Source organism: Vreelandella songnenensis, from assembly GCF_003002925.1.
GTDB classification, from domain to species: Bacteria; Pseudomonadota; Gammaproteobacteria; order Pseudomonadales; family Halomonadaceae; genus Vreelandella; species Vreelandella songnenensis.
In genome coordinates this window covers 277676-299218 of sequence record NZ_PVTK01000003.1, presented here as the reverse complement: position 1 = coordinate 299218, position 21543 = coordinate 277676, and the positions used below count along the sequence as shown (strand labels likewise).

Genomic DNA, 21543 nt, shown 5'->3' with positions numbered 1-21543 from the left:
ACGCCGGTCGCACCTAGCATCCGGTTGGCAAACCCATTATGGGGCCAACCGCTGTGGCGACCTTCTGCGCCGATTTCACCCGTTTGGTGAAATGCTGGAGGCGCGCCATCTTCACAGCAATGAACATCTGCAGTTGGCTAGATGTTCCCGCAAGCTTTTCTACGTATCAATAATGGAGCTACGCAGACAAACGCTTATCGTCGTGATGGAGGGGTCAACACATGCGAGGAGCGCGCATCCTAACATCGCCCCAACGGGAAAACCAGTCTTTTTACTTAACCTAGAGTAAACTTTTAGATTTGCAGCTGTGTAAATATGGTCTAACTTGATAAGTGCCTCTACACGTTCAGCAATGCAAGGAGCGAGTTATGAACTGGGATCAAATCGAAGGCAAATGGACCGAAGTAAAAGGCAAGGCACGCGCCAGCTGGGGCGAGCTTACCGATGATGAGCTGGACCAGATTGGTGGCAAGAAAGATCAGTTGGTAGGCAAGCTTCAACAGAAGTACGGCCTTGAACGCGAGCAAGCGGAAAAAAGGGCCGATGACTGGGCTAACGATCTATAAGCTGCCTTTCAGTCATGCTCGTTTACTACGTTACCTCTAATTTTCTGATCGATACGAAAATGTCGATTGTGGTGGTTCATCTACCTTGAGCCATCACACATATAAGTCACAGGGAGAGAAGCTATGCGCAAGTCAATGCTTACAACCGCTATCGGTACCGTACTGTTAGGCAGCCTGGCATTCGGCGTGCAGGCTTCAGAGCAGGAGCCTCAGGGCATGTACTCGGCTGAAGACATTCTTGATGCGGATGTTTATCTGGCCAACGGCTCCGGAAACGAAATTGGTGAAGTAGACGACATCTTGTTCGATGAAGACATGCGCATCAGCGCCTTGGTCATCGAAAGTGGCGCAGTACTTGGCCTGGGTGGCCGCGAACTCGTGGTCGGCACGGATTACTTCTCGCTGGAAACGCACAACGAAAGTGATGGCGATACGGAACATCGCATCATTCTCGATGCTTCTACCGATGAAATTGCCGCATTTCCTACCTATGACCGCGACTGGTGGGAACAGACTAAAACCAATGCGCGCGATGCATGGGAGACAACGCGTGAGGGTGCTCAGAGCGCGTGGCAATCAACCCGTGATGCCGTTACTGATAACCAGTAAGCATATAGAGGTTCCTTCAAGTACTTATTTTAAACACCTTGCTTTAAGTACCTTGCTTTGAGCACTTGGATTTAGCTACTTACTGTTGATCGCAGTCTTGAGCAGGCCGCCCATGGGGCGGCCTTTTTGTTGACAGTTTTTGCTTGGCCGTTTCGCCTTCGTGAAGATTATCCCCGTGTTTTGCGAATACCCTGCCCTTTCAAGCGTTCACGGTCGTGGGGGCGTTCAAGATCAAGCGTCGGCCCTTTTGGCACGATGCGCGTCGGGTTGATCGTATCGTGGCTATAGTAGTAGTGGCGTTTTATATGATCCATATCGACCGTTTCCGCAACGCCTGGCCACTGGTAGAGCTCGCGCACATAGTTCGACAGGTTGGGGAAGTCTTCAATGCGCTTGTAATTACATTTGAAATGGCCGTAGTAGACCGCATCAAAGCGGATCAGGGTGGTGAACAGGCGGATATCTGCTTCCGTCAACCACTCTCCTGCCAGATACCGATGGCTTGATAACCGCGACTCTACTCTTTCAAGCGCTTCAAACAGTGCATCAACATGCTTTTCGTAGACGTCCTGCTCCGTGGCAAAGCCCGCCTTGTACACACCGTTATTGATATGGTCGTACACGTCGGCGTTGATCTCATCAATTACGCCGCGTAAATCCTCAGGATAGAAGTCCAGCCGGTTATCGGTCAGCTCATCGAAGGCGCGATTCAATATCCGTACTTGGTCGGCCGATTCGTTATTGACGATTGCGCTGCGTTTTCTGTCCCACAGTACCGGCACGGTCACGCGTCCGGTATAGCTTGGGTCGGTCATGGTATAAAGCTGGTAGTGATAGTCGACGCCGTTGAGCGTATCGCCGCTGGATCCTTCATCGCGATGATAGGTCCAGCCTTTATCCAGCATCAAAGGGCTGGTATGCGATACCTCTATAAAGGATTCGAGCCCTTTCAGCTTGCGCATGATCAGAACGCGATGCGCCCAGGGGCAGGCAAGCGAGACATAGAGGTGATAACGATTTTTTTCCGCCGGGTAAACCTTGCCATCAGTTTCCGGCTGATCGCCGATCCAGTCGCGTAGCTGAGCCGATTCACGCACAAACTCGCCGCCGCTTTTCTTGGTGTCGTACCACTGATCGTGCCATTCGCCGTTAACGAGCAGGCCCATAGGTCATCTCCTGAAAGCATAAGAAGTATCAGGCGTTTGCCTAATTAATTTCAGCATAAACCGATGGGCAGGATGCTCAAGCGGATGTTTTACCGCGTTTCATTCGAGAGAATCGAACTGTTGCGTGCACTGCTCGCTCACGGCCTGCTTCAATGCTGCCGCCATGGCGTGGGCGGCGGGGCCTGCGCGGTCGCGGTCGCGAAAGATCATCTGCACAGGTACTTCGCGAATGCCGCCGGCCGCTAGCGGCAGTGGCTTCAAGTGCCCGGCGCGAATCTCATCGGCAATACGCGTTTCCGGCATCCAGGCAAACCCGAGCCCTCGCTTGAGCATATCCAGCGACGTATTGAGGTGCCCTACCGTCCAGCGCTGTTCAGCCTTGAGCCATCCGGCGTTGGCCGATTGGCGCAGCGCAGAGTCGCGCACTACCAGCTGGCGATACTGGGCAAGGTCACGCAGATCCAGCGCGCGTCCCAATTGATGCAGCGGGTGCTCCGGGTGAGCCACCGCGATAAAGCGCACGCTTACCAGTGGCTCGCCCAGAAAACCCTGGGCTTCGATGCCCGAGATCACAAGATCCGCTCGCCCGTCGTAGAGCATCTCGATGCCGCCGTTAAGCACGCTCTCATGTAGCTGAACGCGCACCTGAGGGTACATTTCCGAAAAGCGCTCCAGCGCTTTGGCCTGGGCAGATGCCGGAAACACCTGGTCGATCGCCACGACCACTTCCGCCTCGAGGCCCGCGGCTAGTCGGCTTGCGACATCCTCAATTGAAGCGGCGCTCTCAATGAGCTGGCGTGCGCGGCGTAATAAAAGCTCGCCGGCTTCGGTCAGGCGCACCTGCCGGCCGATGGGCTCGAGCACCTCAACCCCTAACTGCTCCTCCAACTTGTGTACTGCGTGGTTCAGAGTGGAAGGGCTTTTATGTATCGCTTCTGCCGCGCGGGCGAACCCTCCGTGATCGACCACCGCTGCCAGCATTTGCCATTGTGCAAGTGTTACCCGGGACATTTCGATTTCCTCGACGCTACACAGCCACACGAGCCGCTTGATTTTCGAAAACATCGCTAGAATGCCAGCATTTTGCCGTGAGTACCGCATATCCTGGGCATATTTATGGCGAACCGCTAAACGCTTCAGCAAACGAAGGCTTCAAACAGCCTGCAAGCCTCGTCTGGCACTTGGATACACTTTCAATCAGCGGATCAAATCGACGCCATCAGGCCAGTTTAACTTTTTGTTACAAAAAAATTGGAGTCTGCGATACACGGCTTAAGTATGAGAGACACTTAGACTACTTAGGTTTATGCTCGCCTTCCGATCAAGCCTAATCTTGATCAGCTCCAATAACAAAATAACCCCCTGTTTCTAAAGATAAAAACAATGGAAACAGCCGACTTTCCTTTACCCGCCTTTTACTCAAGCCTTATACAAACTTTACATGAAAGTGATATTGTCTATGCTTGGGTTAGTAAATAGGACGTTATCAGTGCTATCACCTCCCCGATGGAAGGCTCATTGGAAGCGATGGCCGAGCAGGATCGTTTACTTTTGTTAGCAAACAGTGTTCAGAAATAGCACGACCTCCTTTTTAGCTTCTACTTTTTGCGTAGTGGCTGCCTGGGTGTATGGATATACAGTCTATGCACCCCCAGCTTCATGGGGTATGGTTCCGGGGTTTGCTCACTTTCATGTTACTTTTTGATCACGAACTCGGCGGCCTATTTACCCATGTTGCGAATCCTTCATTCGCTGCCCCGCACGCATAAATTATTACTGTTACCCGTGGCCACTATGGTCACTGTGCTGGGCGCACAAAAATTAATTACAACGTACCAAGACCTGAACCAACCCCATACTCCGCTTGAAAGCGTGTTAGTACCGCTTCCAAGTGACTCGGCTCCCGGCATCCCGTCGCTCAATCAAGAGCGCACGCCGGTGGCTGATGCAATCAATCGCGCCTCACGTGCGATCGATGCCACCCGCGACCATATCCCGCTTAGCGATCTGACGGCCAAGGAAATCGTTGACCTGGACGTCATTTCAACCGCTGAAGCTTCTCTTGCCGACTATCCCCCGCCGGGTGCCACGCTTGATCACGGCGCACTGCACATGGCAGTGGTTGTCGGTACGCTGACAAGCGGCATGCTCGATGTCGACCCTACTTCTTCCGTCGAAATCGCCGATGCCACTTCCTATGAAGATTACGGAATTGATCTGTTCGACGACGTCTCCTTTCTTGAGCTTGAACTGGCCGCCGAAGAGCCGTTCGTGCCCGAGTGGGAAACGCATATCGTTGAGTCTGGTGAAACCTTTGCAGTGCTGGCCCAGAATGAGCTGGGGCTAGGCTACAGCGAAGTACTGGCCCTGCTTGATGACCTGCCCGAGCCGCGCATGCTGACCAATTGGCGCGCAGGCCACAGCTTCGACTATCAGCTGGATGAGAGCGGCCGCCTGATGGCGCTGCGCATGATGAAGAATACCCGCGACGGCGTATTGGTCGAGAGCGACGCTGACCACTTCGCCGTTACCGCGATCGAGCGTCAGGGCGAGCCGGTTCAGCGCCTCTACGCAGGTAGCGTTAGCGGTAGTTTTGCCCGCTCTGCCCAGGCCACCGGCTTGAGCAGCGGCTCGGTCACCGAGCTGACCAAACTGCTGGAGAAGAAGCTGGACTTCCGCCGCGACAGCCGCCGCGGCGACCAGTTTCAGGTACTGGTCGAGTCCGACATGATTGACGGTGAAGCGCTCGACTCGCGCGTGCTGGCGGTCAAGTACAACGGCGAGCGCATGGATCTTACCGTGGTGCGTAATGCAACAGACGACCACTTCTATACACCGGATGGCAACAGCCTCGATCCCTCCTTTGCGCGCTACCCGTTTGAGGGCAGCTACCGCTTGAGCTCGAATTTCAACCCCCAGCGCAAGCACCCGGTAACCGGCCGCATCAGCCCGCATAACGGCACCGACTTTGCCATGCCGATCGGCACCCCGGTGATTGCGCCAGCCAACGGCCGCGTCGAGCGAGTGGCTAACCACCCTGCCGCCGGCCGCTACATCGTGGTGCGCCACGACAACGGCTATCGCACACGCTATCTGCACCTTTCCCAGCCGCTGGTCAGCCAGGGCGACCGGATAACCATGGGCGAGCGTATCGCGCTTTCCGGTAATACCGGCCGCAGCACCGGCCCTCACCTGCACTACGAAGTCATCGTCAACAACTCGCCGGTAAACGCCATGACCGTCGATCTGCCGGAAAACATGGGGCTAAGCGGCGATACGCTGATTGCCTTCCAGCGTCAGGCTGAGCCCATGCTGGCTGCGCTCGATAGCGGTGAAACCGGCACCATCAGCGTTGCAGGCTACCAGCCAGAAAGCGACGCCGAGTAAACGGCCCTCGCTACCCCAAACAGTAACGCCGCCCCATGGGCGGCGTTACTGTTTTCAGGACGGCACTTTCAAGCAGCACCTGTTGGGCAAGTGCTATACCGAACGCTGCAAGGCAGCGAGCACCGAGGCATCGCGACGATAGATATCCGAGCGAAACTCCACCTCGCCTTCGGCGTTTGGCCAGGCAGTCAGGTAATGCAATGCCACGGGGATGCGCTGCGGCAGATTGACGTTGCGGTCGCTGCCGCCGCTATTCAACAGCGAGCTCAGCTGATAGCGACTGCCGCTATCCTGCAGCAGCATCTGGGCAAACTCCCGCACTCCTTCCACGCGCACGCAGCCAGAGCTCAAGGCCCGCTGGTCACGCTGAAAAAGCCCCTGAGCCGGCGTATCGTGCAGGTAGATCATGTCGTTGTTGGGAAAGCGTACCACCACTCTTCCCAGCGGATTGCTGTTTCCCGCCACCTGGCGCAGCATCACTCCCCCCGGGCGCTGCCAATCCACCTCGGCGGGGTCCAGCTGGGCACCGGACATGTTGATGACCTGCATGTTGTGCTGGCTCAGGTAGTCAGTACTCTGGCGTACCCGTGGCAGGACATCCTCGCGCATGATGGTAGGTGGAATGGTCCAACTGGGATTGATCGTCAGATGGCTGATGGAGGAGTGAATAATAGGCGTCTCACGGCGCGGGGAACCCACCACTACTCGAGCGTTCCACTGCTGGCCGTTAGGCCGAATGTAGTGCAGCTGGAAGCCAGCAATATCCACCCAGACTCGCGGTTCACTGGCCTGCATGGGGGTGATCCAGCGGGCGCGCTCCAGGTTGACCCGCAGTTGATCCACCCGGGAGGCGGCGGGGGCGTTGATCGCCAGGCGGGTCTTCTCGCCGACCACGCCGTCGTCGGTCAGTTGATGGCGCCGCTGGAAGCGTTTGACGGCCATCTCGAGCTCGGCGTCAAAGGTACGCCGGTCGCCGGCAGCCTGAACGCCGATCATCGGGTAAGCGCTGCTGTCCGCCGACAGCAGGCCGGGTTCGCCCCACAGCGTCAGGCGCTGACGCAGCACGGCCACATCATCATCCACATCTCCCGGGCGCAAGGACTCCTCGCGCGCGCTGAGATACGGCGCACTGCCCAGCGTGGCGATTTTCCGATACTGGCTCAGCGCTTCGCGCAGCTGCTGGTATTCGCTTGATGAGGGCCTTGCCAGGCTAAAGGCGCGCTCCAGGTCATTGTCATCCACTGCGTGAACCACCCTGAGCAGTGAATAGCCGCGCTCGGGGCGCGCTACGTCCCAGTTGGGCTCCACGTCGCGCGGGTTCACCTTGCCGCGCTCCAGGTGGTCCAGCGCCAGCAGCAGCGCCTGGGTCGCTTGAATATCAAACGCCGCCTGGGCGGAATCGCCTAAACGCTGGCTGCTCTGGAACTCGCTCATCAACCGGTCAGCGCGATAATCGGCGGGGTTCAGGCCGTCACTTTCCAGCGTGTTGAGTGCGGCTATCAGTGCTTCAACGGCGGACTCACTCTGCCAGGCCGGTTTTTCGTCGCGCAACTGATAAAATTCTTCCACCGGCAGACGCCCACCCTGCTCTGCGTTCAGGTGCTGTGTAAGTGCCTGTTGAAACGGCGCATTGGCCGCATACGCCGGTATTGTACCGAAGGGGATTTGGGACAGCGTCAGACCTAGAGCGGCCCCTATCGCCCAATGTCTTAGTGTCTGCTTCTCGTTCATCGCCCTCTCCTTGCGTTACCATGAGTTCCCATTCGCGGCATGCTTACTTTTATCATAGCCGTTTACTCTTTTTCGTCGTCGCTATCGTCGGCAGGATTGCTCTTTATGGTAACCCGTTTGCGCCCTTTGCCCCTGGTGTGCTGCCTGTCTTTTACGTTTGCCAGCCTCCCTCTCCAGGCCAGCAGCTTCTTTACCAGTGTCGCCTCTACCCCACCGCCGGGCGTTTCACCACTTCAGCATCAGCTTCTGCAACTGGCCCCGACCGCCACCCCCGAAGCCCTGCGCCTTGCCGCCCAGGCGCTCAACTGTGCAGATCCGAGCGCCGAACGGCTTGCCGTGATCGACTACTCGCTACCCTCTACCGAACCGCGCCTGTGGGTGTTCGATCTGCACCAGCACGAGCTGCTGTTCGAGGAGCTTGTCTCCCACGGCCAGGGCTCCGGGGACGCTTACGCCGATGTGTTTTCCAATACGCCGGAGAGCTATCAATCAAGCCTTGGGCTATTTCGCACCATGAACAGCTACTACGGGCGCAATGGCTATTCGCTGCGTCTTGACGGGCTGGAACCCGAGGTCAACGATCTGGCCTACGAGCGCGCCATCGTGATACACGGTGCCGACTATGTCAGCGATGCGTTCATTGCCCAGACCGGGCGGCTGGGCCGCAGCCACGGCTGTCCGGCGGTACGCCAGGATATTACCTATCCGCTGATCGACAGTCTGCGCGAAGACCAGTACGTATTCGCCTACTATCCGGATCAGGAGTGGCTCGCCACGTCGAGCTTTCTGCGCTGCAACGCTGGCGCCACCCATCTGGCACAGCGCTGAAGGATTACTCGGTTAAAGGCTCTCGTTGCAGGTCATGGGGACATTCTTGTGCCATGCTGGGTAAACGTCGCAGCGCAGCATAGTACACGCCTACCCGGGATGAGGACCTATGACGCAAACCAAGAAGCTGGATCTCGCCTTGCAAGGGGGCGGTGCCCACGGCGCCTACTCCTGGGGCGTGATTGACCGCCTGCTGGAAGATGAGCGCATCGAGATCGAAGGCATCAGCGGCACCAGCGCCGGTGCCATGAACGGCGTGGTCATGGCCGATGCGCTGACCCGAGGCGATAAAGCGCTCGCCCGTCAGGCCTTGCAGGATTTCTGGCAAGCCGTCAGTCGCGCCGGCATGGCAAGCCCTATACGACGCTCTCCCCTGGATGTCTGGACCGGCAACTGGAGTCTGGATAGCTCGCCGGGTTATCTGGCCATGGATATCATGACCCGCCTGGTGTCGCCCTACCAATTCAACCCGATGAACATCAACCCGCTGCGCAAGATTGTGAAAGAGCACATCGATTTCGAGCGCGTGCGTCGCTGCGATCAGTTGAAGCTGTTCGTGACCGCCACCAATGTGCGCTCCGGCAAGCAGCGCGTCTTCCGCCGGGAAGAGATGAGCCTTGATGCCGTCATGGCCTCGGCTTGCCTGCCGCTGATCTTCCAGGCCGTCGAAATCGACGGCGAAGCCTACTGGGATGGCGGCTACATGGGCAATCCCGCGCTCTTCCCTCTGATGGAGGAGTGCAGCGCACGTGACATTCTGCTGGTGCAGATCAACCCCATCAGCCGCGATACAGTGCCCACGTCGGCAGCGGCGATCATGAACCGGCTCAACGAGATCACCTTCAACTCCGCGCTGATCAAGGAGATCCGCATGATCGCGCTGCTCCAGCACGCCCTGGAAGAGCAGGGTATCGAAAACTGCTACCAGCAGGCGCTGTTTCACCGCATCAGTGGCGAACAGGCGCTGGAGGAGCTTTCGGTGTCGAGCAAACTCAATTCGGAGTGGGCGTTTCTTACCCATCTCTTCGAACAGGGGCGCGCCGCCGCCGGGCGCTGGCTTGAAGACAACTTTGCCGCCATCGGCCAGCACTCCACGCTGGATATCGACTCGGTCTACCTGCACGAATAAACGGCACTAATCTGATGCATCTCGCCTGTGCGGCGCTCGTCTATGGCGCGCAGGACGGCTGCCTCATGCTTGCTCACTCCCCCTTTTTATATCTATGCAAATGAAAAACAAGCAGAAAATATCCGCTGGCGGACTAATTGCTTAACTAGGCTATGTGGTGGTAGGCGTAGACCAGGCCCTGACGGGGTACGAGTGCGTCGAGCCTGACCTTCAACGACGAAGGCATGTTCTCGTAAACACGTGGCGCGACACAGCGATTCGGCGTTACGTGATGCTCAACTGGTTCCCCGTGAGGCCTTTCCATGGACATACGTAACAAAGCCAACCGTATTCGGCTGTTCAACTTCTCGACGCCACACATGCGCGCCTTCCATTTATCGTGGTTTGCTTTCCACGTCTGCTTTTTCGGCTGGTTCGGCATTGCGCCGCTGATGGCGGTGGTGCGCGAAGACCTGTCGCTGACCCAAACCCAAATCGGCAACACGATTATTGCCTCGGTGGCGATTACCGTGATTGTCAGGCTGCTGATTGGCCTGCTGTGCGACCGCCTGGGCCCGCGTAAAACCTATAGTGGCCTGCTGGTGCTTGGCTCGATCCCGGTCATGGGCATTGCCTTTGCCGACAGCTTTGAAACCTTTCTGCTGGCCCGCCTGGCCATCGGCGCGATCGGCGCCTCTTTCGTGATTACCCAGTACCATACCACTGTGATGTTTGCCCCCAATGTCGTGGGTACCGCCAATGCCACCAGCGCCGGTTGGGGCAACCTGGGCGGCGGCACGACACAGATACTGATGCCGCTCATCTTTTCGGGACTTCTGATGCTTGGCGTCAGCGAAACGCTAGGCTGGCGCCTAGCCATGGTGGTGCCTGGCATCGTGCTGTTCGTGACCGGTATTGGCTACTGGTTTCTCACCCAGGATGCGCCGGACGGCAACTTCAGCGATCTGCGCGCCCGCGGCGAGCTGCCCGAGGCCACGGGTGAGAACAGTGCCATGCACAGTTTTCTGGCGGCGGCAAAGGACATTCGCGTCTGGGCCCTGTTCATCGTTTACGGCCTGTGCTTCGGCGTCGAGCTCACGATCAATAATATCGCCGCCATCTACTTTTTTGACCACTTCGAGCTGAGCCTGGCCACCGCCGGGATGATTGCCGGGCTGTTCGGGCTGATGAATATTTTTGCCCGTACGCTGGGCGGCGTGTTTTCGGACCTGTTTGCCCGCCAAAACGGGCTTAAAGGGCGCGTGCGCTGGCTGTTCATCGCCCTGGTTTGCGAAGGCATCGCGCTGATCGCGTTTTCGCAGATGCACGTACTGAGCCTCGCCATTGGCATCATGCTGGTGTTCAGCCTGTTCGTACAGATGGCCGAAGGCGCCACGTTCGGCGTAGTGCCATTCATCAACAAGAAAGCCCTGGGCGCCGTTGCCGGCATTGTGGGCGCCGGCGGCAACGTGGGGGCCGTCTCCGCCGCGTTCCTGTTTCGCAGTGAAAACCTGAGCTATCAGCAGGGCCTTTTCTACCTGGGGCTGACCGTGCTGGTGCTGGCCTCCTGCGTACTGGTGGTTCGTTTCAGTGATGCCACGGAAGCCCGCGAAGCTCAGGCTTATCGCGACGCTGCAGGCAGTGATACAGGCTCAGGAGCGCTCTCATTACGCTAATGCCAACCATGACATAAATGCGATCGCCTTGACCTGCAGTATTTCGCCCCGGACGCTCTGCGCGCCGGGGCGGATGGATCACGGCGGCGAGTAAAAGGAAAACGCCATGTCACCCGCTAAAAAGCTACTCTTGACCGCCATTCGTTGCGATATCGACAATCTCACTCATCTGGCCACGACGTCGGAAATCGTCGGCGACATCAGCCGTTTCATCCATGTGCTTCAGCGCGAGCGCGGCGCCTCGACGGTCTATCTCGCCTCCCAAGGCCAGCGTTTTCAAGCCCGCCGCCAGACCTTCCTCAAGCATAGCAAGGAGGCCGAAACGCTGATGCGCAAGCGTCTGGAGGCGTTGAGCGAAGAGGCGCGCCCACAGGCCGCTGCCCGCCTTTTACGCCGGATTGCAGTGGTGTGGCATGCCCTTGATGACCTGGGCACGCTGCGCAGCGCCGTGGATGCGTTTGCGATTTCCCCCGATGCGGCGACTCAGGCCTTCAACCACCTGATCAGCGGCCTGTTGGCGGTCGTGTTCGAAGCCGCCGATACCGCCGATGACCCAGAGATTACTCGAACCCTGGTGGCCATGTTTCATCTGATGCAGGGCAAGGAGCTGGCGGGCCAGGAACGGGCCTGCGGCGCGTTCGGCTTTACCCTTGGCCATTTTGATGACGCGCATCGTGAGCTTCTCAACCAGCTGGTTGAGGATCAGCAGCGCTGTTTCGATACCTTCATCGAGTTTGCCACACAGCAAGCCGAGCGCGACTGGCAACAGGCGGTTTCCAACAGCACGTTGACAGGCATTCATCAACTGCGCGAGGCGGCGTGCCAACCCGCCTATCGGCAAGCGGGTTCCAGTGCGCTGGGTGATACCTGGTATGAGCTGACCACGCTGCGTATCGATGCGATAAAAAGCGTTGAAGAGGCTCTCCACAAGCAGCTCATCACCCTTTGCTACCGCAAGATCGCCAAGGCCCAGGCCGCGCTCGAGCAGGCCAGGACCCAACCACCTCACCACACCGGCACCCCCTGTGAACAGCTGCTCGCCCTGAGCGATGTCAGGGACGCTACCCAGCACCACGCTCAGCCGTTAGGCGACTTGACCGCCAGTGCGCTGACCTCGCCCCTTGGCCGCTCACTGATCGAGCTGACCCAGGCGCAGTCCAGCCGTCTGCGAGGGCTAAGCGATGAGCTTGAAAGTACGCGCAAGGCGCTGCGTGAGCGCAAGCTGATCGAGCGCGCCAAGGGGCTGATCATGGCGCACCAGGGCATGAGCGAGGAAGAGGCCTACCGTTTCCTGCGCAAGACCTCTATGGACCAGAGCAGAAGCATGGCGGATATGGCCCAGGCGATTCTCGATCTTTCGCCCATGCTCGATAAAGAGACGTCAAGCGCCCGACAGGCGGGTTCCTGACGCCGCACTCGGTTTAAAAGACAGTCGGTTTGCAATACAGCCGGTTTGCAAGATTGCCCTGTATTAGCCATTCTGAAAGTTCATGTTTATGGCTTAGCAAGGAGTGCCACCATGCAACACGGCGTGTTACTGATTACCGGCGCCTCGAGCGGCATTGGTGCAGCTACCGCACGTGCCGCCGCACGAGAAGGCTACCAACTGGTACTGGCCGCGCGCTCAGTCGACAAGCTCGAAGCGCTTGCCCAGGAACTGGGGCCGGAAAACGTCCTGACCTGCGCGCTTGATGTGACCGATATGGATCAGCAGCAGGCGATGATCGACCAGACACTGGAAACCTTTGGCCGTCTGGACGCTGTATTTGCCAACGCGGGACGCGGCGGTTCGCCGGGAGGATTCAGCGGCGCCGATCACACTAGCTGGCGGGATATGATCATGACCAATATCTATGGGGTTGGTCTGACGCTTCAGGCAAGTCTTCCCGCGCTCAAGCGTTGCAAGGGCCACGTATTGCTGACCGGCTCTGCCGCTGGCCGTACGACCATTCCCGGCTCCATGTACAGCGCCACTAAATGGGCAGTAACCGGTATAGGCAATAACCTGCGCGAAGAGCTTCGCGGCTCTGGCATGCGCGTCACCCTGATCGAGCCTGGCATGGTCGATACGCCCTTCTTCGATGAGCCGCCGGAACATGCCCTGGAAGATCGCGACATCGCCAACGCGGTCGTTTACGCACTCTCCCAGCCACCCCATGTCGATATCAACGAAATCCTCATTCGCCCTACCCCGCCAAGCGAATGATTCCGACGGTCTGGTAAGCGAATTATGCAGCCCACAGCCGGGCTGCTCCTTGTATTTCCCTCTTCCCGCCCGCATAACAGGTTACCAAGCGTGCTAATCAATCAGGCCGATGCGGCATAGCCTCTAGTAACTGCACAGTCTTTAGTAACTGCATAGCCTTTAGTAACTGCATAGCCTTTGCTAGCTGAATAGCCTTTATCAAATGACCTCGGCGCTGTATCCGTCACGCACCCCCACTTTTTCCAGCAGGTGAACCATGAGCCAACTAGCCTCTACAGCGCTTTCCGTTCTCGACCTTGCCCCTATCCGCCAGGGTTCGAGCGCCGCTGAAACGTTTCGCGACAGCGTTTCTCTGGCCCAGCGAGCCGAGCAGCTGGGCTATACCCGCTACTGGCTCGCCGAGCACCATAATATTCCGGGTATCGCCAGCGCCGCCACGTCCGTACTGATTGGCCATGTGGCTGGCCACACCTCGACGCTGCGGGTGGGCAGTGGCGGCATCATGCTGCCCAATCACCCGCCGCTGGTCATTGCCGAACAGTTCGGAACGCTGGAAACGCTCTACCCCGGCCGCATCGACCTTGGCCTTGGCCGGGCGCCGGGTTCAGATGGCGCCACCATGCGTGCCATGCGGCGCAGCGCCCATGCCGGGGTCGATGACTTCCCCGAGCAGTTGAGCGAGCTGCGCCGCTACCTGGGTGACGCCGAACCCGGCCAGCAGGTAAAAGCGGTTCCCGGCCAGAGCACCCATGTGCCTATCTGGCTGCTGGGCTCGAGCGGCTACAGCGCTCAGCTGGCGGCCAGGCTCGGGCTGCCGTTTGCCTTTGCCGCGCAGTTTGCCCCCGGTTATCTGTTCGAGGCGCTGCGCCTGTACCGCGACAACTTCCGCCCTTCCGAGCATCTGGACAAGCCCTATGCCATGGTCGGGCTGCCGGTCATCGCGGCGGAAAACGATAGCATGGCGCACTACCTGGCCACGTCGGCGCAGCAGAAGTTTCTCAATCTCATCCGAGGTAAACCGACCCAGTCGCAGCCTCCGGTCGAGCAGTTGGACTGGTCGCCCATGGAGCAGTCACAGGTAAACCAGTTTCTGGGGGCAGCGGTGATTGGCGGCCCGGAAACCGTCAAGGCTGGACTTGAGGAATTCCAGGCGCGCACCGGGGCGGACGAGCTGATGATCAACAGCGATTTCTATGATCACGCCGACCGGCTGCGCAGCTACGAAATCGTGGCAGATGTGGCAAGATGAGCGCGACGTTTGACGCTCACAGAACGCTCATCGACTAGCGTGGCTCTGCTTGGCCGCGCTATGGATTCTTTTGATATTGATCAGGTACTCCGCATGTCTGCACTCAGCTTTACGCCCATGGACCATGACGATTTCGAACTGTTTTGGCCCACGTTCAAAGCCATTGTGGCCGAGCAGTACACCTATGCCATCGAGCCGGATATCAGCTACCAGGCAGCTTATACGCTGTGGTGCGAAACCCCTAAAGCGACATTTGCCGTCAAGGATTCAACCGGCGAGCTGGTGGGCAGCTATTATCTGAAAGCCAACGCGTCAGGGCCCGGCGGCCATGTGTGCAACTGTGGCTATATGGTGACCAGTGCCGCCCGGGGTAAAGGCGTGGCCCGCGCCATGTGCGAACACTCCCAGACAATGGCCCAGGCGGCCGGCTTTCAGGCCATGCAGTTCAATGCCGTGGTAAGCACCAATGAAGTCGCCGTAGCACTCTGGCAGCGGCTGGGGTTCAGCATCGTCGGCACCGTGCCCAAGGCTTATCGCCATGCATCACTTGGATGGGTGGATACCCACGTCATGCATAAATTTTTATAATTTATTATTTATTCCTAAATTATTGTCGTTTCACGCCGATAGAGTAGTTAACGCGGTGAACTAACTTGCTAATTGCGTTGGCCTTTCCTTACCTTCTGCTCCTTCTGAGTGAGACGTCAAGACAATGAAAGATCTACCTGTAAAATATGCCCTGGCAGGCGCATTGGGTTTGCTGGTTGTAATGCTGATGGTGATAGCAGCGCTTGGCATACAAGCAGAAAGAAATGCAGTCAAAAACCTGACTGCGCTGGATGAAGTGGCAGCCAGGCAGGTAGCCTATATCAACCGTACCGAAGTCAACCTGATGGAGATCCGGGTACGTCTAGCACGCTATCAGGACTATACCGATCAAGGCGATTCAGCGCTGGCCGATCGATCCCTGAGCCTTGCCCAGGAGGCCTTAGCGCGGGCCGACGCGCGATTCGGTGAGTTCCGCTCGATTTTCATACCCAGCGATTCGCCTCGTGCACCGCTGGTGGCCTCGCTTATCAGCGAGTACGAACGGCTGATTACTCCTGCGTTTCACAACGATCTACAGCGCGGTGACTTTACGGCGTTGATGGCCCACCGCGAACGGCTCAACGCAGAGTTCGATGCGTTCACGCAGAATGTACGTAACTTCAATACTTACGCCCAGACGTTCGCCCAGGAGACTGGCGCCCAGGCACAATCCACGCTTAATCGCGATATGCTGATAAGCGGCACCTTGATCGCTATTGCACTGATCATGTACCTGCTGGTGCAACTGGGCATCAACCGCCTGGTGGTCTCTCCTCTGCAGCGCGCCGTTACGCTTTGCGAACGAATCGCCCAAGGCGATCTGACCAACGATATCGAAGCGCGCGGGCGCAACGAGATTGGCAGGCTGTATAGCGCCATGCGCGATATGCAAACCCAGCTTCAGCAGATGATTGCAACGCTTGGCCACAGCAGCCGCGCCGTGGCGGCAAGCTCCCAGGAAATTGCCAGCGGAAGCCAGGACCTTGCCTCGCGTACAGAACAGCAGGCGGCCGCCATTCAGCAGACCGCGGCCAGCATGGATGAGATTTCCTCCATCGTGCGCCAGAACGCCGACACGGCTACTCAGGCAGAAAAACTGACCGTAAGCGCTGCACAAAAGGCCGAGCAGGGCCAAACCGAAGCCCAGCGCGCGGGCGACTGGATGCGTGATCTCGAGAAGGATTCGCAGAAGGTGCATGATATCGTTCAGGTGATCGATTCCATCGCCTTCCAGACCAATATTCTGGCGCTCAATGCCTCCGTCGAGGCGGCTCGTGCGGGTGAACATGGCCGTGGTTTTGCCGTGGTGGCCAGCGAAGTACGCTCCCTCGCTACCAAGACCTCCAACTCGTCGAAAGAAATTCGCACGATGATCGAGGACATAGCCCAGCGTATTGCCGAAGGCGCCAATCAGGCCATGCATAACGGCGAGAGCATGGGCCAGGTCAATACCGCCATTCGCCATGTGACCGATATGATGCAGGAGCTGGCGCTGGCAGCCAAGGAGCAGGAGTCGGGTATCGCGCAGATCAGCACCGCCATTGCGCAGATGGACTCCGCTACCCAGGAAAACGTGTCGCTGGTGGAAGCCACCAGCACGGCCTCGGCGTCGCTTGAGGATGAAGCCTCGCGTCTGGAACAGCTTGTGGGTGCGTTCAAGCTGTCTCACGCAGAGCAGGCGGGGTTGTTGAGGCCTGCAACTGCGACCAAGCCAGCGTCTACGCTACCACGCAGCAAACCGGCCGCGCTCAGCAAGCCAGCATCGGCCACGCCTGAGTGGGAAGAGTTCTAGGCTTTTCCGCGGTGTTCAGCCCGGGCAGCGTGCGCTGCCCGGTGCATCCAATTCTTTCACTCTTTTTGCTCACCCAGTGCCAGCGCTGCCTGCAAGTGACGCTCGGCCTCGTCGCAGCCCATGGCGGTCAGGTGCTCGATATTGCGCTCTGGAATCGTTGACGTGTCACCATAGAATTCGATGGCCTTCTCCACGCTTGCCTCGCGCAGCAGATGCACCATGGCGTAGGGAGAACGGTTGGTGTAGTTCGAAGCGTCGTCGGGTTCTGCTCCGTCAAAGCAGTAGTCGGGATGGAAAGTCGCCAGTTGGTAGATCCCTTCATAGCCCTGCTCGGCCAGAATGCTTTCAGCAAGCTCCACATAATCCAGGTAATGCTCGAAATCCTTGAACAGGGTAGGAAACACCAGCAGCGTGGTTTCGGTTTCCGGGTGCTCATCCAGCCACTGAACTTCCGCCATCAGCTCTTCGAGCGCCACCTCAAGCTTCTTTGAACGCACCACCTCCACGCGAATGGTGGCGCGCTCGATCTCGCGCTGGGCAAAGGGGCAGATATTGTGCGCCACGATAAACGTGCGCACCCAGTTCAATGTCTGCTCGGACACTACCTCATCTGAATATTGCATTTCGCTTAACGCCTGCTGTGTTGTAGGGAATGCGCGCCAGTGTACACCCTTCGCCACGCGTGACTGAGCCGGCCGTTAGCCGCTGTGTTCCAGAAAGCACTGCAGCGCAACGTCGTAGGACTTGCGGATATGATCATCCAGCAGCGTTCGGGCGGCCTGAGCATCGCGCTGCATGGCAAGCTCCACCAGCTCGTGATGCTGCTGGTCCAGCTCCTGGCGAATCACCGGCATCTTGGGGCCCAGCCGACGGTAGCGGTCAAACTGGTCGTGAAGCTGCTCGATAAACCGCAGCAGCCAGACCGAACCACACGGAGCCACCAGGGTACGGTGAAACTGTGTATGCAGGCGCTCCCACTCATCATCCTTATCCAGCGTCATGTCAGCGCATTTCAAGCGATGCTCGGCGGCCAGCAGCTCGGCCTCCCAGGCGGCATCGCCATGCACAATGGCCTGTTCGAACGCCATGCCTTCCAGCGCCAGCCGCATCTGGGCAATATCATCAAGCTCCGCGCGCGAAAGCCTCGGCACCCGGAAACCACGCTGGTTCTCCTGAATCAAAAGGCCGTAGGCGGCCAGCTTGTTCAAGGCTTCGCGTAGCGGGCTCAGGCCCACCTGATACTGCTCTTTCAGGGCGTTGATCGCCAACTTCTCGCCAGCGGCAAAGCGCCCTCCCACCAGATCCTTGCGTAAAATATCGTAAATGCGGCTCGAAGCCGTGCTGGTAGGGGGCTGAATATGCTGGTTCATGGTAGGGTCCTTTGGTCCACCTTACGCGTCTGTGGATTATTCAGTATTGACGCCGGCTAGCGGCCTCACCTATATTCTACGCCAAGTAAATAATCGATTTTTTAACAAATAAACGATAAAAGAGAAAAAACATGTTTATCCTTCCGCCTGCTCAGAGTGTATCGCGCCAATGAAACAGACTTCCCTGTTCTGGGCTTTCTTTCGTGTCGGCATTTTTGGCTTTGGCGGCGGCCCTTCGATGATACCGCTCGTACACGCCGAAGTAGTCGCCCGCTATCAGTGGCTCACCGACGAAGAGTTTGCCGACATTCTGGCCATTGGCAACACCCTGCCCGGCCCGATTGCCACCAAGATGCCTGGCTACATCGGCTATCGTGTCGGCGGCCCCTTGGGCTGCGCGGTGGCCGTGACCGCGGTCATTCTACCCATGATTGCGGCGATGATCGTCATGCTGGGCATTTTCAGCCGCTACCGCGATGTTGCGTGGATTCGGGGCATGGGGCAAGCCGTGGTGCCGGTAGTCATGATCATGATGGGGCAACTGGCCTGGGACTTCTTTGATAAATCGCAAAAGGCGCTGGGCTGGCTGGTCAGTAGCGTGATGGCCATCGTATCAGGTGCCCTGATTTACTGGCTGGGCGTTCATCCGGGCTTCATCATCGGCGCGATTCTGCTGGCCGCGTTCATCCCCTTCTCCAAACTCAAGAAAGCGGAGCGCTCGGCATGATCTACTGGGAACTTTTCCTGGCGTTTTTCATACCCAATATCGTGGGTTACGGCGGCGGCCCGGCCATCATTCCGTTGATTGAAGCCGAGGTCGTCGGCCGCTACGGCTGGATGACCTCGCAGACGTTTGCCGAAACCCTGGCACTCGGCAACGCCTTGCCAAGCCCCATCGCCACCAAGATGGCCGGCTACGTGGGCTATGAAGTGGCGGGCATGGGCGGCGCCTTCGTGGCAGTCGCTGCAACGGTGGTGCCTTCACTTTTGCTGATGATTGCCGCGCTGGGGCTTTTGTATCGCCACCGCGAATCCCCCCAGGTCAAGCGCATGAGCCAGTGGGTACGCCCGGTGATCGCCATGATGATGGCCTGGCTGACGCTCGGGTTTCTGCTCGAAGGCGTCAACGGTGCCGGCTGGCTGCACACGATGATCATCGGCGTGGTAGCCGCGATTGCGCTGGTGCGCTTCAAGATTCACCCGGCCTTCGTGGTCATGGCGGCTCTTGTATACGGCGCCTTTGTCATTGCCTGATCCGTTGATACCCTTCTGACTGCCAGCAACTTCCCGCCGGCAGTCAGGCTGGCTATCCGCGTCTTTCCATCGCATCATGGCACTCCCTTTTTTCTGGATGCCGCTTAGCCACGCCATGCAACCGCCCTCTCCCCACTCAAGCTCTTCCCCCCTTAGCGGCTTTTTCAGCGTTTTTCGCTACAGCCAGCGTGCCCTTGGCCTGGTGTGGGAAACCTCACGCTGGATGATGTTTGGCCTCGCCTTGTGCACACTGGTGGCAGGCGTACTGCCCGCCGTTGCCGCCTGGGTGGGCCAGCTGATCGTGGACGGTGTGGTCAGCGCCATGGCAGCACATCAGGCAGCAGATGATCCTGACCTGCGGGTCTCCATCACCCCAGTGCTCAAGCTGGTGGGAATCGAGGCGCTGATCATTGGCCTTATTGCCCTGGCCCAGCGCGGTCTTTCCGCCCAGCAGGCGCTGCTGCGCGCGCTGCTGGGGCAAAAGGTCAACGTCATGATCCTGGAAAAGGCAGGCACGCTGTCGCTTGGCCAGTTCGAAGACTCCGAGCTGTATGATCAGCTCACCCGCGCCCGCCGGGAAGCCTCCACGCGCCCGCTTGCGCTCGTCAATAAAACCTTTGGCCTGATGCAGAACGCCATTTCGCTCGGCAGCTTCAGCGTGCTGCTGATCCAGTTTTCACCCTGGGCGCTGCTGATACTGGCGGTGGGCGCACTTCCAGTGTTTATCTCGGAGGCCAAGTTTTCCGGCGACGCCTTCCGCCTGTTTCGCCGTCGCTCGCCGGAAACGCGCATGCAGGGCTACCTGGAAACCGTGCTGGCGCGTGAAGACAGCATAAAGGAAGTCAAGCTGTTCGGCCTGGAGGGGCTTTTTCTTCAGCGCTACCGGGATATCTTTACCCGCCTGTTTGCCGAAGATCGCCGCCTGACCCTGCATCGGGAGAGCTGGGGATTTGTGCTGGGCCTGCTCGGCACACTGACGTTTTACGCCGCCTACGCCTGGGTAGTGATTGAAACCATCGCCGGGGCGCTGACCCTTGGCCAGATGACCATGTACCTGATGGTATTCAAGCAGGGTCAGTCGGCGCTTTCGGCAAGCCTGACCGCGATCAGCGGCATGTACGAAGACAACCTCTACCTCTCCAACCTCTACGAATACCTGGAACAGCCCACCAAGGCTGAAGGCGGTAGCCTGACCCAGGGTACGCAGCCAGGCGATGGCTTACGTTTCGAGAATGTAAGCTTCGCCTATCCGGGTGGCAGGCAGGTACTGCAGAAGATCTCCCTGCACCTGGCCCCCGGGCAGAGCCTTGCGCTGGTAGGGGAAAACGGTTCGGGCAAGACCACCCTGATCAAGCTTCTGACGCGGCTTTACCACCCCACCCACGGGCGCATCCTGCTGGATGGCACTGACCTGCGCGATTGGGAAACCGGCGCGCTGCGCAAGCGCATCGGGGTCATCTTTCAGGATTTCGTGCGCTATCAGCTGCAGGTAGGCGAAAACCTGGGCGTGGGCGATACGCATGCGTTCAATGATGAGACACGCTGGCAGCAGGCAGCCCACTACGGCATGGCGGATAGTTTCATCAAGCAGATGCCCAAGGGCTACCAAACCCAGCTTGGCCGCTGGTTCAAGGATGGCCAGGAGCTTTCCGGCGGCCAGTGGCAGAAGATTGCGCTTTCCCGCGCGTATATGCGCGAAGAGGCAGATATCCTGGTGCTGGATGAACCCACCGCCGCCATGGACGCCGCCGCGGAAGCCGACGTGTTTACCCGCTTTCGCGCGCACAGCCGCAACAAGATGACGATCCTGATTTCACACCGCTTTTCGACCGTGCGCAGCGCCGATATGATTTTAGTGATCGACCAGGGGCAGGTGCTGGAACGCGGCACGCATGAAGCGCTTCTTGCGCTTGACGGCCGCTACGCGGCGCTTTTTCAGCTTCAGGCCAAAGGCTATCAATGATCGATGGCAATCATCGCTATTACTTCTTAATGTTTTATTAGCTTCTTAAC

The 21543-nt window shown here is 58.3% G+C and carries 19 protein-coding genes; 14 read left to right on the top strand and 5 right to left on the bottom strand.

Going from position 1 to position 21543, the window contains the following annotated elements; genetic code table 11:
- Positions 1–368: 368 nt before the first annotated feature.
- Together B0H98_RS07785 and B0H98_RS07780 are read left to right on the top strand one after the other, a co-directional pair.
- Positions 369–566, top strand: coding sequence for a CsbD family protein (locus B0H98_RS07785; RefSeq protein ID WP_106374497.1), 198 nt, complete (start codon positions 369–371; stop codon positions 564–566).
- A gap of 123 nt (positions 567–689) precedes the next feature.
- Positions 690–1175 (top strand): PRC-barrel domain-containing protein, encoded by a 486-nt coding sequence (locus B0H98_RS07780; protein ID WP_106374496.1) that lies wholly within the window; start codon positions 690–692, stop codon positions 1173–1175.
- Between the two features lie 167 nt (positions 1176–1342).
- Here B0H98_RS07780 and B0H98_RS07775 read toward each other — a convergent pair whose 3' ends face one another.
- Together B0H98_RS07775 and B0H98_RS07770 are read right to left on the bottom strand one after the other, a co-directional pair.
- Positions 1343–2341 (bottom strand): glutathione S-transferase family protein, encoded by a 999-nt coding sequence (locus B0H98_RS07775; protein ID WP_106374495.1) that lies wholly within the window; start codon positions 2339–2341, stop codon positions 1343–1345.
- Between the two features lie 99 nt (positions 2342–2440).
- Positions 2441–3352 (bottom strand): LysR family transcriptional regulator, encoded by a 912-nt coding sequence (locus B0H98_RS07770; RefSeq protein WP_106374546.1) that lies wholly within the window; start codon positions 3350–3352, stop codon positions 2441–2443.
- 720 nt (positions 3353–4072) lie between these two features.
- On the opposite strand from B0H98_RS07770, the gene B0H98_RS07765 reads away from it, so the two are divergent.
- Positions 4073–5728, top strand: coding sequence for a peptidoglycan DD-metalloendopeptidase family protein (locus tag B0H98_RS07765; RefSeq protein ID WP_106374494.1), 1656 nt, complete (start codon positions 4073–4075; stop codon positions 5726–5728).
- Positions 5729–5821: 93 nt separating this feature from the next.
- Here B0H98_RS07765 and B0H98_RS07760 read toward each other — a convergent pair whose 3' ends face one another.
- A complete protein-coding gene (locus tag B0H98_RS07760) occupies positions 5822–7459 on the bottom strand; it encodes a L,D-transpeptidase family protein (RefSeq protein ID WP_106374493.1) in 1638 nt (545 codons plus the stop codon).
- Between the two features lie 105 nt (positions 7460–7564).
- Between B0H98_RS07760 and B0H98_RS07755 the strand changes: the two genes are divergently transcribed.
- From B0H98_RS07755 to B0H98_RS07720, 8 genes are all read left to right on the top strand, one after another.
- Positions 7565–8287, top strand: a complete 723-nt coding sequence (locus B0H98_RS07755) for a murein L,D-transpeptidase catalytic domain family protein (protein WP_106374492.1) — start codon at positions 7565–7567, stop codon at positions 8285–8287.
- A 109-nt stretch (positions 8288–8396) separates the two neighbouring features.
- The gene (locus tag B0H98_RS07750; RefSeq protein ID WP_106374491.1) at positions 8397–9416 is read left to right on the top strand and encodes a patatin-like phospholipase family protein; all 1020 of its coding nucleotides are present in this window, start codon (positions 8397–8399) and stop codon (positions 9414–9416) included.
- Between the two features lie 302 nt (positions 9417–9718).
- Complete coding sequence (locus B0H98_RS07745) at positions 9719–11071, top strand: NarK family nitrate/nitrite MFS transporter (RefSeq protein ID WP_106374490.1); 1353 nt, start codon at positions 9719–9721, stop codon at positions 11069–11071.
- A 106-nt stretch (positions 11072–11177) separates the two neighbouring features.
- A complete protein-coding gene (locus B0H98_RS07740) occupies positions 11178–12479 on the top strand; it encodes a nitrate regulatory protein (protein WP_106374489.1) in 1302 nt (433 codons plus the stop codon).
- A gap of 111 nt (positions 12480–12590) precedes the next feature.
- Complete coding sequence (locus tag B0H98_RS07735; protein WP_106374488.1) at positions 12591–13277, top strand: SDR family oxidoreductase; 687 nt, start codon at positions 12591–12593, stop codon at positions 13275–13277.
- A 256-nt stretch (positions 13278–13533) separates the two neighbouring features.
- Positions 13534–14526 (top strand): LLM class flavin-dependent oxidoreductase, encoded by a 993-nt coding sequence (locus B0H98_RS07730; protein WP_106374487.1) that lies wholly within the window; start codon positions 13534–13536, stop codon positions 14524–14526.
- A gap of 93 nt (positions 14527–14619) precedes the next feature.
- Complete coding sequence (locus tag B0H98_RS07725; protein ID WP_106374545.1) at positions 14620–15114, top strand: GNAT family N-acetyltransferase; 495 nt, start codon at positions 14620–14622, stop codon at positions 15112–15114.
- Positions 15115–15238: 124 nt separating this feature from the next.
- Positions 15239–16906, top strand: a complete 1668-nt coding sequence (locus tag B0H98_RS07720) for a methyl-accepting chemotaxis protein (RefSeq protein ID WP_106374486.1) — start codon at positions 15239–15241, stop codon at positions 16904–16906.
- Positions 16907–16962: 56 nt separating this feature from the next.
- Here the strand turns inward: B0H98_RS07720 and B0H98_RS07715 are convergent, their stop codons facing one another.
- Positions 16963–17529: a DUF1415 domain-containing protein gene (locus B0H98_RS07715; RefSeq protein ID WP_106374485.1), complete on the bottom strand. Its 567-nt coding sequence runs from the start codon at positions 17527–17529 to the stop codon at positions 16963–16965.
- 75 nt (positions 17530–17604) lie between these two features.
- Entirely contained in the window at positions 17605–18276 is a 672-nt protein-coding gene (locus B0H98_RS07710; protein ID WP_106374484.1) for a GntR family transcriptional regulator, read from the bottom strand.
- A 169-nt stretch (positions 18277–18445) separates the two neighbouring features.
- Here B0H98_RS07710 and B0H98_RS07705 point away from each other — a divergent pair, with 169 nt between their 5' ends.
- The 3 genes from B0H98_RS07705 (at position 18446) to B0H98_RS07695 (ending at position 21493) form a co-directional block, all read left to right on the top strand.
- Positions 18446–19003, top strand: a complete 558-nt coding sequence (locus tag B0H98_RS07705) for a chromate transporter (RefSeq protein WP_106374483.1) — start codon at positions 18446–18448, stop codon at positions 19001–19003.
- The gene (locus tag B0H98_RS07700) at positions 19000–19530 is read left to right on the top strand and encodes a chromate transporter (RefSeq protein ID WP_106374482.1); all 531 of its coding nucleotides are present in this window, start codon (positions 19000–19002) and stop codon (positions 19528–19530) included. The genes B0H98_RS07705 and B0H98_RS07700 overlap by 4 nt, the downstream gene beginning before the upstream one ends.
- A 115-nt stretch (positions 19531–19645) precedes the next feature.
- Positions 19646–21493, top strand: coding sequence for an ABC transporter ATP-binding protein (locus B0H98_RS07695; protein WP_106374544.1), 1848 nt, complete (start codon positions 19646–19648; stop codon positions 21491–21493).
- Positions 21494–21543 lie beyond the last annotated feature (50 nt).

What these genes read in the sequence shown, in the direction of transcription:
- B0H98_RS07785 (WP_106374497.1), top strand. Translation starts at nt 369, where the DNA reads ATGAACTGGGATCAAATCGAAGGCAAATGGACCGAAGTAAAAGGCAAG.
- B0H98_RS07780 (WP_106374496.1), top strand. Translation starts at nt 690, where the DNA reads ATGCGCAAGTCAATGCTTACAACCGCTATCGGTACCGTACTGTTAGGC.
- B0H98_RS07775 (WP_106374495.1), bottom strand. Translation starts at nt 2,341, where the DNA reads ATGGGCCTGCTCGTTAACGGCGAATGGCACGATCAGTGGTACGACACC.
- B0H98_RS07770 (WP_106374546.1), bottom strand. Translation starts at nt 3,352, where the DNA reads ATGTCCCGGGTAACACTTGCACAATGGCAAATGCTGGCAGCGGTGGTC.
- B0H98_RS07765 (WP_106374494.1), top strand. Translation starts at nt 4,073, where the DNA reads ATGTTGCGAATCCTTCATTCGCTGCCCCGCACGCATAAATTATTACTG.
- B0H98_RS07760 (WP_106374493.1), bottom strand. Translation starts at nt 7,459, where the DNA reads ATGAACGAGAAGCAGACACTAAGACATTGGGCGATAGGGGCCGCTCTA.
- B0H98_RS07755 (WP_106374492.1), top strand. Translation starts at nt 7,565, where the DNA reads ATGGTAACCCGTTTGCGCCCTTTGCCCCTGGTGTGCTGCCTGTCTTTT.
- B0H98_RS07750 (WP_106374491.1), top strand. Translation starts at nt 8,397, where the DNA reads ATGACGCAAACCAAGAAGCTGGATCTCGCCTTGCAAGGGGGCGGTGCC.
- B0H98_RS07745 (WP_106374490.1), top strand. Translation starts at nt 9,719, where the DNA reads ATGGACATACGTAACAAAGCCAACCGTATTCGGCTGTTCAACTTCTCG.
- B0H98_RS07740 (WP_106374489.1), top strand. Translation starts at nt 11,178, where the DNA reads ATGTCACCCGCTAAAAAGCTACTCTTGACCGCCATTCGTTGCGATATC.
- B0H98_RS07735 (WP_106374488.1), top strand. Translation starts at nt 12,591, where the DNA reads ATGCAACACGGCGTGTTACTGATTACCGGCGCCTCGAGCGGCATTGGT.
- B0H98_RS07730 (WP_106374487.1), top strand. Translation starts at nt 13,534, where the DNA reads ATGAGCCAACTAGCCTCTACAGCGCTTTCCGTTCTCGACCTTGCCCCT.
- B0H98_RS07725 (WP_106374545.1), top strand. Translation starts at nt 14,620, where the DNA reads ATGTCTGCACTCAGCTTTACGCCCATGGACCATGACGATTTCGAACTG.
- B0H98_RS07720 (WP_106374486.1), top strand. Translation starts at nt 15,239, where the DNA reads ATGAAAGATCTACCTGTAAAATATGCCCTGGCAGGCGCATTGGGTTTG.
- B0H98_RS07715 (WP_106374485.1), bottom strand. Translation starts at nt 17,529, where the DNA reads ATGCAATATTCAGATGAGGTAGTGTCCGAGCAGACATTGAACTGGGTG.
- B0H98_RS07710 (WP_106374484.1), bottom strand. Translation starts at nt 18,276, where the DNA reads ATGAACCAGCATATTCAGCCCCCTACCAGCACGGCTTCGAGCCGCATT.
- B0H98_RS07705 (WP_106374483.1), top strand. Translation starts at nt 18,446, where the DNA reads ATGAAACAGACTTCCCTGTTCTGGGCTTTCTTTCGTGTCGGCATTTTT.
- B0H98_RS07700 (WP_106374482.1), top strand. Translation starts at nt 19,000, where the DNA reads ATGATCTACTGGGAACTTTTCCTGGCGTTTTTCATACCCAATATCGTG.
- B0H98_RS07695 (WP_106374544.1), top strand. Translation starts at nt 19,646, where the DNA reads ATGCAACCGCCCTCTCCCCACTCAAGCTCTTCCCCCCTTAGCGGCTTT.